The organism is Bacillus sp. FSL R9-9497 (genome assembly GCF_038005805.1).
Classification (GTDB): Bacteria; Bacillota; Bacilli; order Bacillales; family Bacillaceae_G; genus Bacillus_A; species Bacillus_A cereus.
Window position 1 is genome coordinate 1,865,511 of the sequence record NZ_JBBOTY010000001.1, and the last position, 17,738, is coordinate 1,883,248.

Here is a 17,738-nt window from a genome sequence, read left to right on the forward strand (position 1 = left end):
TATTACCTCCTATTTTAATTCATTATGATAGTGTATATTGTATAGAAGAAATGAAAATTTGTATCCATCCATATGGTTGGGGAGGTTACCAACCAAAAAGAATATAAGGTGATATGATGGAAAGATTCGTTTGGAAACCGGATATGTCTCTAGCGACGCCGCTGTATAAACAAATAGAAACGTATATAAAAGAAAAGATCGTTAATGGAGAATGGACCGTTGGAACGAAATTACCTTCACAAAGAGATTTGGCCCATACATTTGGTGTGAATCGAAGCACAATTGTAATGGCTTTCGATGAACTAGTTGCAAAGGGATACATTGAAGGGAATGGCAGGAAAGGAACAATTGTTGTAAATAATAATGAGAATGTTTCAACTTACGCACCCCCGCCTAATTGGCAGTCTTATGTAGAAACAGGACTTCATTATCCGAATCTCCCAGCTATTCAGGAGATTAATCAAGCTGAATTTTATCCACATGTAATTCGATTAGGAACAGGTGAGCTCGCGCCGAGTCTCTTACCTGAGAAAAAGATGAAAGAAATTATGAATAAGCTTTTAAAGTCAAATGTGACGCTTGGGTATGAAGAGCCAAAAGGAAATTTTTATTTAAGGGAAAAGATTTCCGAATACTTAAAGGGGCATGGTGTATATGTATCTCCTGACTCTATATTAATTGTTTCAGGAGCAATTCAAGCGCTGCAACTTATCTCTATGGGGCTTCTTCCAAAAGGCGCATCCATCTTATTAGAAAAACCATCCTATTTATATTCGCTTAATGTTTTTCAATCCGCAGGAATGCGTTTCATTGGAATACCAATGGATGAGAACGGTTTAAATGCATCATATATTACAAAATATAAGAAGCAATTTAATGCCTCTATTTTATATACAATCCCGTCTTTTCATAATCCAACGAACTTTAGTATGAATGCGAAGAAACGAATAGAAGTGATGGAAATATGTAATGAAATTGGATTACCTATTATAGAGGACGCAGTGTATCAAGACTTATGGTTTGATGCACCTTGTTCGAAACCTTTAAAAGCCTATGATAAAAATGGAATCGTACTACATATTGGAAGCATGTCCAAAGTAATTAGTCCAGGTTTAAGAATTGGATGGATTGTTGGACCTGAGCCAGTAATTCAAAGATTGTCAGACATAAAGATGCAAACAGATTATGGTTCAAGCACTATATCCCAGCAAATTGCAGCAGAGTGGTTTACAAATGGTCTATATGATGAGCATTTGCGATTTGTAAGAAGTGAATTGAAAAAACGAAGAGATTTTATGTTACTAATGTTAGATAAATATCTTCGTGAAATAGCAACTTGGCATGAACCAACAGGCGGGTTTTATATATGGGTACATATAAAAGTACCCATTTCATATCGCAGTTTATTTGATAAAGCTCTGCAAGAAAAGGTTTTATTAAACCCAGGTACTTTATATGATAGAAGTGCAAATCAATTTTTGCGCCTATCGTATTCATACGCAACGTTAGAAGAAATTGAAATAGGTATAAAAAAACTTGCACAACTAATGAAAAAGTAAGAGGAGAAAGTAATGAAACAATATGTAATTTGCCAAATGATCAATGGAGAAAAATATTTAGCTGCTTATGCGGAGACGAAGCAAGAGGCGATTGAAAAAGCAGAACTGTTAGGATTAAGAACGGGAAATCGTTACATAGTTATAACTGCAGAAGAAGCCGAAGGCTTAACGTATCCTTAAACAATGTATGAGATTATATAGGAAGTAAATAAGTCTAGTAATATAAGAATTTACTAGGCTTATTTACTATTAAGTTGTTAAACGTTCTCGTATTTATACGCAAAGTAATAATATTATGAGTCAAGTTGACGAAAAAATCGATTTGTCTTTCGGTCTTGATTTCCTTTTCTATACTCATCAATATATTGCCTAAAGTTCCAAGCTTGTAAAAATTTATTAGCAGAGTTATAACCAGAATTGTAAAGCCAGTCTTTTTCTTCCTTCGTCAGTTCAAAATTAGTACTTGTAATCGTTCCTGTTGGAATTGTAATCGTTCTTGCTTTTGATTCCTTATCTAAATGACGTAAATCATGAGCTTGCATCATTGTTTTAAATAGTCCTTTGAACATGGAAATAGGCTCGTTATAGTGAGCAGGGTCAGCTTGAATCTCATCTTTTACAAAATGAAATCCGAAAGTCGGCCAGCGAGGAGCGGTAGGTGAATCGAAGATCCAAATTGGATAATTACTTAGAATTCCTCCGTCAACCATATAACAAGGCTGCTTCCATTTTGGAGTTCTCCATTTTACGGGTTCAAAGAAGAAGGGGATTGTACTACTCATTCTTACCGCTTTAGCGATAGAGAAGCGATAATTTAAAAATCCGTAGTTTGGTAAGTCGTCAGGAAAGACAACCATTTTACCATTACTAATATCAGAAGCGATGATTTTGAGTTTGTTTAGATCCGGTAAATCAGTAAATAAATGAACACCTTTTTTTCGAAGTAATTCTTCAATCCATTCTTCTATAAATACATTAGAGTATATACCTAGAGTAGTCCATGCACTTAGTCCTTTTCCGATAAAGGGGATTTTGTCAATAAATGTTTTCTTCGTAAATTTGTTATAATCGATATCAGTTATAATGGTTTTTAGCTCTGAACAAGAATATCCTGCAGCTAAAAGTGCCGCGATAATTGCACCAGCTGATGTTCCAGCTACACGTTCCCATTCATAACCTTTTTCGGCTAACGCGCAAATTGCCCCAACATGCGCAATACCGCGCACACCGCCTCCTTCAAAAACACCATCAATCTTCATTAAACATACTTCCTTTCAAATAAAAGATTTGGAAATGGCAAAAAAGCACGTATTGTACGTGCTTTTTTACAATGGTTTTTAAGTTTACTAGCAGCCTACAAAGCCGCCCCAACAGCTAGCTCCGATGATGATTAGAAGGATGAATAAAACGATTAATAAAGCGAAACCTCCGTAACCACAACCACCACAGCTACCGCCGTAACCGTAACCGCCGCAACTATATCCGTAACCCATGTGGAATTCCTCCTTATATTAAAAATAAAAATGAACGAGGGGAAAATGTACTGGAAGAACTAAAGAACTATCGTGTTTGTAGGAACAATGTATAGTATGCTTTTTTAAACTTGTTCGCGTACGAAGGATAAGCCCGTTTTTGAAGGCTTGTTGATTTTGTAAAGAATGAAGTATAATCTTTGTACTATGATATAAATAAGTATGTAAATGTAAGGAGAATTTATGAATAAAAAAATTGAAGTATTAATTGATAAATATGAACTAACACACTTGAAAGAGGAACTTATTAATACTGTATTTCCTTGTATAAAAGTTGTGCCAAAGCAGCAGGAAACTGTTGCGATAGGTAGTTCGAAAATGGGAGGAGTTCCTGATTTACCAGCTTTATTCGAATATCCAAAGCATAAAGGAAATCCACTACAATTTATCGCGCAATTTAACTTAAGTGATTTACAAAACGTTGGTATGGATCACAATCTTCCTAAGACGGGGATGCTGTATTTCTTTTGCATTGAAAATTATTTTGAAGAAAATGTGAAGCTAACAGAGGCTGGGCGTGTACTTTATTATGATGTTCCTGTAGAGCAATTACGAAGAGGAAATGAAGTACAAGCGAAATATAACCAGTGTGCAATTACTTTTGAACTGACATACAAATTACCAGAACTTTTCATTGAAGATGAGGCTGATTCAGATCGTTTCTTGCAATTACTTGAAGAGCTAATTCCGGATAACTACGATAACCATCAAATGTTTGGTGAGCCATTCTCTGTACAAGAAGAAGTGTTATATGAGACGGGAGAATATATGGGAGTAGACCCGCAGCAAATGACTCTTTTATTCCAAATTGATTCAGATCATAAAAATTGTAATATGGTTTGGGGAGAACTAGGGATGCTATATTTCTGTATTAGTAATGAAGATTTGAAAAATCAACGTTTTGAAAATACATGCTGCGTATTACAAACATGCTAATGAAAAAAGGTTGTTCTTTTTAAAAGAACAACCTTTTTATGTGAATTAGTTAATATGCATAATCTCATATGACCTATACGAAAAAGTATTGTATACTCTGAAACTATACGATACTTTTTCGTATAGTTATAGAATATAAGGAGTGACAAGATGGGAAAGACAAGTAAGTATGTGACAGCTGCCGCACTTTGTTCAACTATAGTAATGGGAGGCTTACAAGCGTCATCTGTATCTTATGCAGCTACAAATCCGACTACAGTGACAGCACAATCAGATGTAAAGTTATTAGATGATTTCAGAAAAGAATTAAAAAAACAGATTGATAATCGAGAAGAAAATATTACAATCACATATAAAACAAAAGATAGAAATGCTAGAAATATTATGGATCAATTGTATGGTGAGTTTAATAAAATTGTAGATGCTGATGAGTATGTAAAATATAATGTAGCGTCTACTAGATATTCCATTAAAGGAATGCCAGGGGACTATACGTTTACACTGCAAGTAAAATACCGTGAATCAAAAGAACAAACTCAATATGTAAAAGCTCAGGCGAAATCAATTGTTGGATCAATTGTAAAACCAGGGATGGATGAGCATGAGAAAGTAAAAGCTATTCACGATTACGTTGTTAAGCATGTGTCTTATGATACGTCTTATCAAGCGTATACAGCATATGAAGCATTAGCGAATCGTTCTGCCGTTTGCCAAGGATATACATTATTGACGTATGAGTTGTTAAAAGAGGCAGGTATTCAAAATCATATTGTAACAGGCACAGGAAACGGACAAGCTCACGCGTGGAATTTAGTGAACATTGAAAACAAATGGTATCACCTAGATACTACATTTGATGATCCAGTACCAGATAAAGCAGGGCGTGCAACTTACTCATATTTTAATATGTCTGACGAACAGTTAAGTAAAGATCATGAATGGGATCGTAGCAAATATCCAGCGGCAACTACAAGTTATTTTGGTGAATTAACAAATAAAATAAAAGCTGGTAGCTCAAAAACTGTCGTATATGAGCAGATGTTAAAAGAAACAAATTTACAATACTTATCTGCAGAATACGGAGCAGAAAATTATAATGAATTTAAGCAAAAGTTGCAGCAAAAGTTTGCAGCTAAACCAGAAAAAGTAGAAGTGCGATATAAGCAGTCCATGGATGGGACGATGCAAGATATAAAGAAAGTATTAAATGAAATAAATTGGCCAAAAGGTGCAAAGCGTGTGTCTTATCAAGTAGCGCCTTATAGTGCATTGGCGGGTTATTCATTAGCGACAATTACATTTACGTATTAAGCAATGAGAAAGAGCATCTGTAAAAGATGCTCTTTTTATATTTATCGATCACTTTAAAATTTTGGGAATTATGTGATAAAATAAAAAGGAGAGGATGTGAATGCTGAATGAACTTGTTCGAAAGTAATATTTTTACATTGATATATACTTGTTTAGTAATCGGACTTATCGTTTTGTTTTTCATATCATTTACTTTGTTTATTAGAAGAGTATTACAAAGCAGTGCTGCAAAGAAACACCACGTGATTAATATGAACCAGAAGCTAGATCGAATCATTGAATTGCTTGAAAAAGATAAGAAATAGCGATAGAAGAGGTATGAAAAGGGGAAAGAGAATGGCCAATTATATAAAAGAATTACGTGAAAAAGTAGGACATGATTATGTTTTCTTAAACTTTGCCGGTGGTTGTGTATTTAATAAAGAAGGAGAAGTATTACTGCAAAAAAGAGGAGACTTTAACGCTTGGGGATTTCCAGGTGGTGCAATGGAGATAGGAGAATCAGCTGCGGAAACTGCAATCCGAGAAATAAAAGAAGAAACCGGGTATGATGTAGAAATAAATGAGCTTATTGGAGTGTATACAAAATATTTTCAATCATATCCAAATGGAGACAAGGCCCAGTCAATTGTGATGTTCTTTTCATTCTCAATAGTTGGAGGTGACAAAAAAGTAGATGGTGATGAAACGTTGGATTTGAAGTTTTTCCCGTTAGACGACATGCCACCGTTATTTTGTAAACAACATGAAGATTGCCTGCAAGATTTATTGGAGAAAAGAGTAGGGGTATATCGTTAACATATAAAAAAGAAGCTAAATGAAGATTAGCTTCTTTTTTATGTTTCATTTATTTCCACCAATCATCAAACATTGACGCTGGTACTTGTCTTTTATGCTCACTCACTGTGTAACGTTTTTCAATTTTCTCTGCAACGTCAGCTGGAACTGCTTTACCTTCTAAATAATCATCTAATTGATCATAAGTAATACCTAACTCTGTTTCATCAGCTTGACCTGGTTTTTCATCTAATAAATCAGCTGTTGGCATTTTTAAGTACAGTCGCTCGTCTGCACCTAACTCTTGTAATAATGCACGTCCTTGACGCTTCGTTAATCCCGTTAATGGTAATAAATCTGCACCACCATCTCCGAATTTTGTAAAGAACCCTGTTACAGCTTCTGCAGCGTGATCTGTTCCGATAACAAGTAGCCCTTTTTGTCCACCAATTGCATATTGAGTAACCATACGGATACGTGCTTTCACGTTACCTTTATTGAAATCTGTTAATGATTCACCCAATAAGTTTTCATATTGATTTGAAAAAGCATCAACAGTTGAAGCAATATCAAATGCAACAGATTGATCTGCTTGAATGAATTGTAATGCTAATTGTGCATCATCTTCATCTTTTTGTACTTTATAAGGAAGACGCACGGCGATAAACGTTGCATTACCACCTTCGTTACGAATTTCTTCAACTGCAAGTTGTGCTAAGCGTCCTGCTAATGTAGAGTCTTGTCCGCCGCTAATACCAAGTACAAATCCTTTTGCACCTGTTTTTTTTACATAATCCTTTAAGAAATCAACTCGTTTACGAATTTCAATTTTTGGATCAATTACAGGCTGAACATGTAATGCTTTCATAATCTGTTCTTGTAATGTCATTATGTTTCCTCCTATTCATATTAAAGCGGTAATTAAGTTTATATGTATAATGGTACATACTTCTATCCTTTATTATTTCGCAAAATTAACGAATATACAATAGGATGTGTGTATGAATATGAATGTAGTCATTATAAATAAAGTACTACGTATAAGCAATTTTTTTAAACCTTTCAAAAATGTAAGGTTTTTGTCATTTGAATCGATGGAAGGTATTTCCGCACTTTACTAATATAAAAACATAGATAGTAGAAGGGCGGAGAAGTAATATGAACATTAGAGAACTAGCATATCGGAATGTAACCCGAAATAGACGGACATACTCAGCCTATTTTTTGAGTAGTGCATTTGCAATTATGGCCTTTTTTGTGTATTCATTTTTTGCGTTTCATCCGGCATTAAGTGCAGGAGAATTAGGTCAGTACGTATTCGTAAGTATGTCTTTTGCACAGTCTATTATTTACTTATTTACATTCTTCTTTATTTTATATTCGATGGGAATGTTTTTAAAAACGAGAAAGCGTGAACTAGGGATTTTAATGATGTTAGGTATGACGAAATATCAATTAAAGCGTCTAATCTTTTTTGAAAATATTATGATTGGAATAGGGGCAATTATTTTTGGTATTCTTTCAGGTATGTTATTTTCAGGGGTATTACTATTTTTCGCTCCGATGATATTGAAACTAGATATCTCCTTATCCTATTACATACCGATGAAAGCAATTGTTGTAACGAGTATTATGTTTTTTATTTTATTTATGATCATATCATTGTTTAGTGCAGGAATGATTCGTAAAAATAAGATTATGAAGTTGTTTAGAGGATCGGCAGAGGCGAAACCGGAACCGAAAGCATCAATCATTTCTTCCATATTAGCAGTAGTATTGCTTAGTGCTGGCTATGTAGGAGCTCTTCTATCACATGGAGCAATGGTATTTATTATGATGATTCCTGTTACAACGGTAGTTATTATTGGGACGTATTTGTTGTACAAGCAGCTGAGTGTCTTTATTATTCGATTATGTAAAAAAAGTAAACGTTTCTATTGGACACAGACTAATATTATTACGTTATCAGATTTAGCGTATCGCATGAGAGATAACGCAAGAATGTTCTTTATTGTAACCATTATTTCTACTGTAGCATTTTCCGCAATAGGGACATTAGTTGGCTTCGCATCCATGACGAAAGGGATAATGGAGAGACCGATTTCGTTTCATTACCATTCTAAGCAAGGGAATAGTAACGAATCACAGCATATACAAATGATTGACAAAGGATTAAAGAAACATAGTATAGCAGCTTCAAAAACTAATATTTCGACAAAGAAAACGGAGGAACAGTCGTTAAGAAGCGCCATTTTTATAAAAGAATCAGACTATAAGAAATATGCAAAGTTAACAGAAGAACCATTTAATACTGTAGCAAATAAAGAAGTTGTATTTTTGTCAGCTAATATACCAGGGCCAACGATGAAAGAAAGAAAAGAAATTACTTTACCTAATATGAATGAAAATTTAAAAGTGAAAAAAGTTACTTCATCTTCATTGGGGAAAATATTAAGAGGAAATGTTTATGTAATCTCTAATAGTCAATATGATTCATTACAAGATGGGTTTATAGAGACAAAAGATTATATGTATAAAACTGAAAGAACGAAAGATGAGATTGAAATTGGTAAAGAGCTTACGCATCAAATTAAACCGTATCAAGAATATTCAACGTTTAGTGCGGAAGAGTACGAGCAAAACCAAAGTTTACAAATTGCAGGACCGATTTTATTTGTAGGTTTCTTTATTGGTATAGTATTTTTCGTTTGCGCAGGAAGTTTCCTTTACTTCCGTTTATTCTCCGATTTGGAGGATGATGTTCGCTTGTTCGAAATGATTCGTAAAGTTGGATTGACAAGTAGGGAATTATCGAAGGTAGTTACAATTCGATTGGCCCTTTTATTCTTCGTTCCAATTGGTGTTGCAACATTACATGGAGCAGTAGCCTTAACGGCGTTAGGGCAAATGTTTGAGTACTCATTGTTTAAAGAAAATACAGTTGTATTAAGTATTTTCATAGGTATTCAAGTTGTATACTTCTTACTTATAAGATCCCGTTATGTAAAACAATTGAAAGAGAGATTACGTATGCATTAAATGTGTTTTTTTAACTCGAGTACAAAATTTTCTAAAAAGAGGCAAGTATTGTCAAAAAGTGATAAAATGGAAAAAGCGAGGTGAAAAAATTAATAGAGAGTAAGGGGGGAGAAATATGAAAGCAACAGGAGTTATTCGAAAAGTAGACGAATTAGGACGAATTGTTATCCCTAAAGAATTACGCGATGTATTGGGAATACAAATCAAATCACCGCTTGAAATTTTTGTAGAAGCAGATAAAATCATTTTACAAAAATATCAACCTTACAATGCTTGCCAAATCACAGGTGATGTTTCAGGGCAGAATATTACATTAGCAAATGGAAATATTACAGTTGGTATAGAGGGAGCGGAATATTTAGTAAAAGAAATAGAAAAGTTTTTAAACAAGAGTGAGGTTTAGTCTTAATTTATATTATTTTTCAAATTACATATCATTCTTTTAAAAGACTGTAAGAGGACCATTAATTGGTCCTCTTATTTTGGTTATTAGTTGAACGACTCGGGTTGTTACTTCCTACAAATCATAGGGAAAATAAAGAAGTATTATAGAGGTAGTAAATGATGTTGAGAAATATTTGAAAAGAAGGAAAACAAAAAGAATAAAACGAATGTTACATTTACACGTATTCAAAAGTGGTCTGAAATGAAAATAATACATTTTCAGGAGGGATTACGATGAGTAGTACAGTGAATAAACAAAAAGGTATACAATTGATTCCGTTTACCGTAAATAAGGTGGTAGAACAAGTAAATGAAATTCCACCAGGTGTACAACTGATTCACGCTCCGCAAGTATGGGAAAAGAGTGTGAAGGGGCAAGATGTAGTCGTTGCCGTATTAGATACAGGGTGTGATACTAATCATATAGATTTAAAAGATCGTATTATCGGCGGAAGAAATTTCACAAAAGATTATGAAGCTGATCCAAATGTGTATCTTGATAATAACGGACATGGTACTCATGTTGCGGGAACGATTGCCGCGACTGAAAATGGTGTCGGTGTATTAGGAGTTGCACCACTTGCTAAAATGTTAGTATTAAAAGTTTTAGCGGGAGATGGTTCTGGAAGTTATGAGCAAATTATTGAGGCAATTCATTATGCTGTAAATTGGAGAGGGCCGAATCAAGAGAAAGTGAGAATTATTTCAATGTCACTTGGTGGTCCGCAAGATGTTCCAGAATTACATGAAGCAATTCAAAATGCGGTAAAGCAGGATGTTCTCGTTGTATGTGCTGCTGGAAATAATGGAGATTGCGATGATGAAACAGAGGAACTAGACTTTCCGGGTGCGTACTCCGAGGTAATTGAAGTTGGTGCCGTTAATTTAGAGCGGAAGATTGCATGTTTTAGTAATTCAAATCAAGAAATTGATCTAGTAGCGCCAGGTGATGAAATATTATCTACGTATCCAGAAGGAAAATATGCTGTGTTAAGTGGAACTTCCATGGCGACGCCGCATGTTGCTGGAGCGCTCGCCTTGCTCATTAAACAGTGTGAGAAAGAATACGGTCGAAAGTTATCGGAGCCGGAAATATATGCACAACTCATTAAAAGAACTGTACCTTTAGGGTACGAACGTACATCTGAAGGGAATGGATTAATAGATTTATTAAAAGAATAGCCATATAAAAAAAACATCTCATATGAATATGAGATGTTTTTTTTATATGGCTCTGTCGTATGTAATACTTCCCTATTTAAAGAGTCTTATTGTTGTTGAATACTTTTTCTTTGTTTTATTTTTTGTGACAGGAATTTTGTTTGTATTAATGATGAGGCACTTACAAAACATGTCTAGTGTAGCAAGAGGAACAGGAGCCGCGCTTGCAAATGCTTCTATGTACATTGGTCAAATGATTGGTGCGGCAATAGCTGGAATGTTATTTGCAATATCTCACAATTTTATACTTATAGGTAGTTTTACTGCGTTACTATATATAGGAGCTTTATTTTTGTTTAGAAAAAGTGAAAAACTTACTGAAAATAGTGAAACAGGAATTGCATCATAAAGCTTGTATAAATATTTCGCAAATCAGAATTAATAAGAGTGTGAATACATGAATGTGCTTTTAATTAAAGTGGTTACTAAAAGTATAGAGATAGTAGAAGAAATGTATTGTAACAAAGTTATGAGGAATCAAAAAATAAAAATCCCTATAAAGATAGGGATTTATATATCGGCATATAGTTCCTTGGAAAAGGATATACTTAGTTTAGCATATCGGACTACTTATATTTGTGAAATAGATGTGAAAGTAATGTGAAAAATGCCGAAGGAAAAAACTATTTAAATAGAGGGCAATTTAGATGGGGATATGGATTTTACATAAATATTGTGTTATATTTCTACTTATCTGTTAATAATTACATATTTTAATTTTATTGGGGATAAAAGGGAGAGGTTTAAATGCAATGGTATTTGAAAGCTCTAAAGAATTATGGGAATTTTAGTGGTAGAGCTACGCGAAAAGAGTACTGGATTTTTAGTTTATCCAATATCGTAATTTTTTGGCTACTGTTATTTTTATCATCATTTTCAGAGGTGTTAGTTGCTATTATTGCGTTGCTATTTATGTTAGTAATGATTATACCAAGTTTTTCGGTTGGTGCACGACGATTACATGATATTGGGAAAACGGGATGGTGGCAACTATTAAATTTTGTACCGTTTGGTAGCATTGTTTTACTTGTATTTTTTATCATTGAAAGTGAAGAAAATGACAATCAATACGGACCAAATCCGCATTCAGATTTAAAAGAAGCGATTTAATAAACTTATTTAGTTTGTAGCATTACTAGTTCAATTATTTTATCTATTATTAAAATGGTTTGCGTGGACTAATATTATTAGGTTGATCTTTAGGTCTAGATGACTTTTGAAACTGTAAAAATGGAAAGATAAAGGCAGAGAGAATATAGCATGGAAAGAAAAAAATTCTAAATAAAAAGCACTGTTTTAGCTAATGTAGCTAAAACAGTGCTTTTCTCTTTGATTGAACAGTTGCAGCATTTTCATCATGTATACCTGCATCTTTTATAATTCGTTGTTTTGCTTTATTTAATAGATGGTTTACTGCTTCGCCAAAATAGTTAGCTTCGCTTTTTGTGCGGGCTTCTCGTAAACATTTATAGTTTTCTAGCAGTTCCTCTTTTTCGGAGTTTGTTAAGAAATCTTCTATTTTCTTTTTTGTCATACGAAACACCCTTTCTCCTGACAAACGACGCAATAGAAAATATTTATTTCTCATTATAACAATAATTTTAAAAGAAAGTATACACTAACGTCGCAATAATTTGTCAATTTCTTGAATCTTCTCATCAGCTTTCCCAATTTGCGTATTTTTAGCCTGTTCGCCACCAAGAGCTTGATGTAGTAAAAAAGTTTGACCGGAAATAGCAGTTACAATGGATACTTTTATAATTTCTTTTATTGCGGTGACATCGAATAAAACGAGCCCAAGAAGTGCGGCTAGGCTACCAGTAAAAATATCAGTTAAAAATCCAAAATGAAAAAATGTTTTCAAACGGCGTGGAAGCAATAACTTACCTTGGTTATTGATTAGATGGGAAACGAAGCCGGTAATGCCACCAACGAGAACAGCGGTTAGCCATTGATACATTTCCATCGAATCCACTCCTTTTAGTGAATAAGATTCGATTATTTTATATTGATTCCTTTTAATATTTCATATAAGCATATTGAGAAAGTTTGTTTGGGTATATTTTGTATTCAAATTAATTATAACAGAAAATTTAGATAGATTTCAGTCTATTATATGAATCATTTTTACAATAATATGAATGCAGAAAGGGGTGCGTGATATGAATATAGATTATCGAATAAGAAGTGTAGATGGTTATACAAAAAAATAGGGGAATTAGTAAGCCTGCTTGAGCATACGAGAGCTGTAACATTAGGCGAAGTAAAAATTTATCAGTTGAGCAATTAGATTTAATTATGCAAAGCAGCGGAAATTCAATTGGCGCCTTATTAAAGCATATAGCAGCTATTGAAAAAGTTCATCAGCTTATTTCATTTCAAGATCGTGACTTTACAAAAGAAGAATTAGAAATATGGGAAGATGCACTGTATTTAGGGGAAGCGGGTAGAGCAATCCGTGGTCATGAAATACAATATTATGTACAACTTCTACAAAGTGTTCGAGAAGAATCTCTGAAGTATTTAAGTGAACAAGGTGATGAGTGGCTCATGTCAGAAAGAAAGTGGCCTAACGGTGTAGCATATAACCAGCACTATCTATGGTTTCATGTGCTAGAAGATGAAATTAGTCATCGAGGACAAATTAGAATGCTCAAAAAAGTTATTTGAAAATTACGTAAAATAATGTAGCTTTTTATAGGAGAATTCCATATAATGAGAATAATTAAAATAAGAACGGGGTGATGTATTATGGCGAAAATAACTTATATGAATAATCAACCAAATACAAAGGTGGATGGAAAGGGCGATATTATATAAGGTAATTCGCAATCCTTCCACTTAGTACAAACTAGGGAGGATATTTATTTGAATCAAAATATTTTAGAATCTTTCGGCTGGGATTCATTTTTTGAAGAACAAGTTACAGAGAAAAATTATGAAGTAGGTCGTATTTTACTTGAGCATAAGCATATATATCGCATTATTTGTAATGATGGTGAATATATGGCAGAACTGTCTGGGAAGTTTCGGCATGAAGCGGTTACGAAAGGCGATTATCCAGCAGTTGGTGATTGGGTGTATATAAAGAAATTAGAAGATGAAAAGAAAGCGATTATTCATCGTATTTTCCAGCGAAGAAGCTCTTTCTCAAGACAAGAGGCTGGAACAAGAACAGAAGAACAGATTATAGCAGCAAATGTAGATTATTTATTTTTAGTGAATGCACTTAATCATGATTTTAATGTTAGAAGGATGGAACGTTATTTATTATTAGCGTATGAAAGCGGCGCTATGCCAGTTATTGTTTTAACAAAGAGTAGTATATGTAATGATGTGGAAGAGAAAATTGTAGAAACGGAAGCTATAGCAATTGGTGTTCCTATTTTCGTTGTTGATAGTTTAGAGCATACAGGTATAGATTCGTTGAAACAATTCGTTTCTTCAGGGAAAACAATTGCTTTAGTTGGATCATCAGGGGTAGGAAAGTCAACTTTGTTAAATGCTTTAATAGGAATTGATGTAGCAAAAACGGGAGATATACGTGAAGAGGATAGTAGGGGGAGGCATACGACAACGCATCGAGAATTATTCCAATTGCCTAGTGGCGCTCTCGTTATTGATACGCCTGGCATGAGGGAATTGCAACTTTGGGAAGGCAGCGAAGCGATTCAAACAGCATTCTCTGATATTGAAGAACTTGCGACAACATGTCGTTTCCGTGATTGTAAGCATGAGAATGAACCAGGATGCGCGGTGTATAGTGCAATTGAAAACGGACTTATTACGATAGATCGTTTGAAAAGCTATAAAAAATTACAAAGAGAACTGGCGTATTTTATGAGGAAACAAGATGCCATCCTTGCCAGAGCAGAGCGTGATAAATGGAAGAAAATTTCTAAACAACATAAAAAAATGTAAAAACCAAAGGGGCCCCTTTGGTTTTTTCTATTTGTAAATTTTATAATAATATTATTCATATATATAGACAAAGGGAAATTAATTGTTTAAACTTTACAAAGTATTCACCATAATAGGTTATGAAAATAATAATTAAGGAATGGGAAATATTCATAATTAACTCAATTTAACTTTTAAATTTGAAAATTAGGAGGTTCATAATGGGTAAACTATTAAATTTGTTTCGTGATATGAAAGTAGCAAAAAAGCTATTAATTTCATTCTTTGTAATTTTAATTGCAGCCGTTTCTATAATCGGGGGCATGTCTTATCAAACTGCTAAAAAGAATTTTGAATCACAAATTACGAGTAGTGCTAACGATAATATAAAAATATTAGATAATTTAATCAATCAAATGATTGAAGCAAAATTTAACGATGTGAATAACTTTGCACGAGTAATTCAAGGGAATATGTATCAAGGGGATAATCAGGATGAGCTAAGAAAGACATTATCTCAGTATATCAATTTGAATATAGATGTTGAACAAGTGTATGTTGCCGGTAATGATAAGAAATTTGTACAGGAACCAAATATACAAATGGCAGCAGATTATGATCCAACAACACGACCTTGGTATAAAGATGCAGTGGCAAAACAAGGTGGTATTGTTGTTAGCGAGCCATATAAGGCAAAAGGAAATGGACATATTGTCGTAACGATTGCAAAACAAACAGAAGATAAAAATGGGGTTGTTGCGCTAGATTTAAGTTTAGACAATTTATTAAAAACAACAAAGTTAATCAATATTGGTAAAAAAGGATATGCCTTCATTTTAGATGGAAAGCAAAAAATCATTGCTCATCCACAAGAAAAATCAGGGGATAAAGCAGCTGATTCTTGGGCAAAGAAAATTTATGAAGATAATCATGGTGCTTTTACATATTCTTATGGTGGTAGTGAAAAGAATATGGTATTTGCTACAAACGTAAAAACAGGTTGGAAAATTGGTGGGACGATGTACGCAACTGAAGTAATTGAAGCTGCTCAACCTGTATTTTATAATATGTTAATTGTTATGCTTATTTCGTTAGTAGTAGGTGGAGTACTTATTTATTTTGTGACACTTTCAATTACGAAGCCTTTAAAGAGATTAGTTATCACTTCTAAAGAAATAAGTGAAGGGGATTTAACGCAAACAATTGAAATTCATTCTAATGATGAAATTGGTCAACTTGCGAAAGGTTTTAACGAGATGACAAATTCATTACGGACGTTAATTGGAAGGATTAACACTTCGGCAGGACATGTTGCAGCAGCATCAGAAGAACTAACTGCAAGTGTAAGACAAGCGAGTGAAGCAACTGAGCAAATTACAACAGCAATGGATGAAATATCAAGTGGGGCAACGACGCAAACAACAAGTGTAGAAAATGGTGCTATGTTACTGTTTGATGTAACGGAAGGAATTCAGCATGTAGCAAATAGTTCATCATCTATTAATATCGCTTCTGCTCATACTCGTGAAAAAGCAGAAGATGGTGGGAAACTAGTAGGAAGAACAGTAAACCAGATGCAGTCTATTGCAGAATCGGTTTCACAATCAGATGCTGTTATACAGTTATTAAATAATAAATCAAAACAAATTGGTGATATATTAGAAGTAATTCAAAACATTGCAGATCAAACAAATCTTCTAGCTTTAAATGCGGCAATTGAAGCTGCAAGAGCTGGTGAACATGGAAGAGGTTTTGCAATTGTTGCAGATGAAGTACGTAAATTGGCAGAGCAGTCTAGCATATCTTCCAGTGAAATTAGTAAATTAATATGCGAAATACAAGACGATATGGGTAAGACAGTCAAATCAATGAATCATGTAAATGAAGAAGTTCAATCTGGACTTGTTATTGCAAATGAAACGAAGCAAAATTTTGCTGAAATTTTACAATCTACAAATGAAATAGCTAATCAAATTAAGACGATGGTTGAAACGGCTAATGGAATGTCAAAAGGGGCAAATGAAGTATCTATTTCAGTAGGACAAATTGCAATGACGGCACAAAATAATGCGACAAGCACACAAAATGTTGCGGCTTCAGCTGAAGAACAGCTAGCTTCGATGGAGGAAATTGGATCAGCGGCGGGTACGCTATCTCAAATGGCTGAAGAGTTGCAAGTATTAATTGAGAGATTTAAAGTTTAATAAAGAACAGACTACCCCTAGTAGCATTATGACACTAGAGGGTAGTCTGTTTTATTATGTAAAATCAAATGGAGATGTAAACTTCCTTTATGACGTTTAAAATGGTATTTTGCATAATATTTGTCGAAAAATAGAGGTATTTGTTAGCTTTGTGTATAATTATTAACCTATAGAATACAAATAAAAGGAGAGTATTATGGGAGTGTATTGGGGGACAAAAAGACATTCTTGGCTTAGTTACGTCTCATTTTGGCTAAGTATTTCATTTTTTATTGTTTTTCTAATTGAAGTGTTTATATTAAAAACACTTTCGAATAGCTCGGTGCAAATTGTTAAATATTTTTATTTTATACTTGTACCAGTAAATATTTTTCTTAGTTTAAAGTTACTATTTAAGAAAAATGAAAAGAAAGCGTTACCTATTTTTAGTTTCGTTGTCTCATTATTATTTGCAATTTTAATAATCGTATTAGTTTTAGCAGCTATAGGGAAGTTCTTTTAAGGGGAGTGGTATAAGTCACTCTCCTTTTTTATTTGTGGTAGTCTTACTATATGTAAAAGTTGTGAATGCTGTGAGCTAATAAAAGCGGAGAGTAGACAATATTTGCATGGATTAAAGTCTGTCGTTATTTGAACTTATAAGAGTGTATGGAGTAATGAGGTAATATACATAATAATGGAGATAGAATTAGTTATTTTATAAGTGTGTATGAAGCAAATGAATACGGTAAGAACGGTGATATATGGTACAATAGCTATGGATAGTGATAGAGATAAAGGGTATATAAAATACTCATCGTTTTTTAGTAAGAGAG

General features: G+C 33.7%; 19 protein-coding genes and 3 pseudogenes. 17 read left to right on the top strand and 5 right to left on the bottom strand.

The genetic code is table 11. The annotated features are described in order from the left end of the window. Positions 1 to 116: 116 nt before the first annotated feature. On the top strand, positions 117 to 1,559 hold the full coding sequence (locus MKY21_RS09665) for an aminotransferase-like domain-containing protein (protein ID WP_000439397.1): 1,443 nt from the start codon (positions 117 to 119) through the stop codon (positions 1,557 to 1,559). 12 nt (positions 1,560 to 1,571) lie between these two features. After that, entirely contained in the window at positions 1,572 to 1,739 is a 168-nt protein-coding gene (locus tag MKY21_RS09670; RefSeq protein ID WP_000816389.1) for a DUF3933 family protein, read from the top strand. 113 nt (positions 1,740 to 1,852) lie between these two features. Here MKY21_RS09670 and MKY21_RS09675 read toward each other — a convergent pair whose 3' ends face one another. Beyond that, entirely contained in the window at positions 1,853 to 2,818 is a 966-nt protein-coding gene (locus MKY21_RS09675; RefSeq protein ID WP_000686789.1) for a patatin-like phospholipase family protein, read from the bottom strand. 87 nt (positions 2,819 to 2,905) lie between these two features. After that, the gene (locus tag MKY21_RS09680) at positions 2,906 to 3,052 is read right to left on the bottom strand and encodes a YjcZ family sporulation protein (RefSeq protein WP_000540425.1); all 147 of its coding nucleotides are present in this window, start codon (positions 3,050 to 3,052) and stop codon (positions 2,906 to 2,908) included. A gap of 222 nt (positions 3,053 to 3,274) precedes the next feature. On the opposite strand from MKY21_RS09680, the gene MKY21_RS09685 reads away from it, so the two are divergent. The 4 genes from MKY21_RS09685 to MKY21_RS09700 all read left to right on the top strand — a co-directional run bounded on the left by MKY21_RS09685 (position 3,275) and on the right by MKY21_RS09700 (position 6,136). Then, positions 3,275 to 4,027: a YwqG family protein gene (locus MKY21_RS09685; protein ID WP_001034836.1), complete on the top strand. Its 753-nt coding sequence runs from the start codon at positions 3,275 to 3,277 to the stop codon at positions 4,025 to 4,027. Positions 4,028 to 4,177: 150 nt separating this feature from the next. Continuing rightward, positions 4,178 to 5,338 (top strand): transglutaminase domain-containing protein, encoded by a 1,161-nt coding sequence (locus MKY21_RS09690; RefSeq protein ID WP_000520857.1) that lies wholly within the window; start codon positions 4,178 to 4,180, stop codon positions 5,336 to 5,338. A gap of 107 nt (positions 5,339 to 5,445) precedes the next feature. After that, positions 5,446 to 5,643, top strand: a complete 198-nt coding sequence (locus MKY21_RS09695; RefSeq protein WP_001048102.1) for a DUF4083 domain-containing protein — start codon at positions 5,446 to 5,448, stop codon at positions 5,641 to 5,643. A gap of 31 nt (positions 5,644 to 5,674) precedes the next feature. Then, complete coding sequence (locus MKY21_RS09700) at positions 5,675 to 6,136, top strand: NUDIX hydrolase (protein WP_000024999.1); 462 nt, start codon at positions 5,675 to 5,677, stop codon at positions 6,134 to 6,136. A gap of 49 nt (positions 6,137 to 6,185) precedes the next feature. Here the strand turns inward: MKY21_RS09700 and nadE are convergent, their stop codons facing one another. Beyond that, positions 6,186 to 7,004 (bottom strand): ammonia-dependent NAD(+) synthetase, encoded by an 819-nt coding sequence (gene nadE, locus MKY21_RS09705; RefSeq protein WP_000174891.1) that lies wholly within the window; start codon positions 7,002 to 7,004, stop codon positions 6,186 to 6,188. Between the two features lie 269 nt (positions 7,005 to 7,273). Between nadE and MKY21_RS09710 the strand changes: the two genes are divergently transcribed. The 6 genes and pseudogenes from MKY21_RS09710 to MKY21_RS09735 all read left to right on the top strand — a co-directional run bounded on the left by MKY21_RS09710 (position 7,274) and on the right by MKY21_RS09735 (position 11,929). Then, on the top strand, positions 7,274 to 9,154 hold the full coding sequence (locus MKY21_RS09710; RefSeq protein WP_137074238.1) for an ABC transporter permease: 1,881 nt from the start codon (positions 7,274 to 7,276) through the stop codon (positions 9,152 to 9,154). A gap of 115 nt (positions 9,155 to 9,269) precedes the next feature. Next, positions 9,270 to 9,557, top strand: coding sequence for an AbrB/MazE/SpoVT family DNA-binding domain-containing protein (locus MKY21_RS09715; protein WP_000648325.1), 288 nt, complete (start codon positions 9,270 to 9,272; stop codon positions 9,555 to 9,557). A 275-nt stretch (positions 9,558 to 9,832) separates the two neighbouring features. Beyond that, the gene (locus tag MKY21_RS09720) at positions 9,833 to 10,780 is read left to right on the top strand and encodes a serine protease (RefSeq protein WP_000099756.1); all 948 of its coding nucleotides are present in this window, start codon (positions 9,833 to 9,835) and stop codon (positions 10,778 to 10,780) included. A 43-nt stretch (positions 10,781 to 10,823) separates the two neighbouring features. Further along, positions 10,824 to 11,168 (top strand): annotated as a pseudogene (locus MKY21_RS09725) (MFS transporter); the annotation flags it as partial. Between the two features lie 48 nt (positions 11,169 to 11,216). After that, complete coding sequence (locus MKY21_RS09730) at positions 11,217 to 11,423, top strand: hypothetical protein (RefSeq protein WP_001101741.1); 207 nt, start codon at positions 11,217 to 11,219, stop codon at positions 11,421 to 11,423. Between the two features lie 143 nt (positions 11,424 to 11,566). Beyond that, positions 11,567 to 11,929 (top strand): DUF805 domain-containing protein, encoded by a 363-nt coding sequence (locus MKY21_RS09735; protein ID WP_001198794.1) that lies wholly within the window; start codon positions 11,567 to 11,569, stop codon positions 11,927 to 11,929. 199 nt (positions 11,930 to 12,128) lie between these two features. On the opposite strand, the gene MKY21_RS09740 is transcribed toward MKY21_RS09735, so the two are convergent. After that, positions 12,129 to 12,353, bottom strand: a complete 225-nt coding sequence (locus tag MKY21_RS09740) for a hypothetical protein (RefSeq protein WP_000162602.1) — start codon at positions 12,351 to 12,353, stop codon at positions 12,129 to 12,131. An 84-nt stretch (positions 12,354 to 12,437) separates the two neighbouring features. After that, the gene (locus MKY21_RS09745) at positions 12,438 to 12,785 is read right to left on the bottom strand and encodes a DUF4257 domain-containing protein (protein ID WP_000426317.1); all 348 of its coding nucleotides are present in this window, start codon (positions 12,783 to 12,785) and stop codon (positions 12,438 to 12,440) included. Between the two features lie 196 nt (positions 12,786 to 12,981). Between MKY21_RS09745 and MKY21_RS09750 the strand changes: the two are divergent. From MKY21_RS09750 to MKY21_RS09765, 5 genes and pseudogenes are all read left to right on the top strand, one after another. Next, positions 12,982 to 13,505 (top strand): annotated as a pseudogene (locus tag MKY21_RS09750) (DinB family protein). Between the two features lie 182 nt (positions 13,506 to 13,687). Further along, positions 13,688 to 14,740, top strand: coding sequence for a ribosome small subunit-dependent GTPase A (gene rsgA, locus MKY21_RS09755; protein WP_001073077.1), 1,053 nt, complete (start codon positions 13,688 to 13,690; stop codon positions 14,738 to 14,740). Positions 14,741 to 15,042: 302 nt separating this feature from the next. Then, positions 15,043 to 15,981 (top strand): annotated as a pseudogene (locus MKY21_RS31160) (HAMP domain-containing protein); the annotation flags it as partial. Positions 15,982 to 16,104: 123 nt separating this feature from the next. Continuing rightward, positions 16,105 to 16,923 carry a methyl-accepting chemotaxis protein gene (locus MKY21_RS31165; protein WP_420953500.1) on the top strand — a complete coding sequence of 273 codons (819 nt, stop codon included), beginning with the start codon at positions 16,105 to 16,107 and terminating at the stop codon, positions 16,921 to 16,923. A 196-nt stretch (positions 16,924 to 17,119) separates the two neighbouring features. Beyond that, entirely contained in the window at positions 17,120 to 17,425 is a 306-nt protein-coding gene (locus tag MKY21_RS09765) for a hypothetical protein (protein WP_325764741.1), read from the top strand. The last annotated feature ends 313 nt before the right edge of the window (positions 17,426 to 17,738 follow it).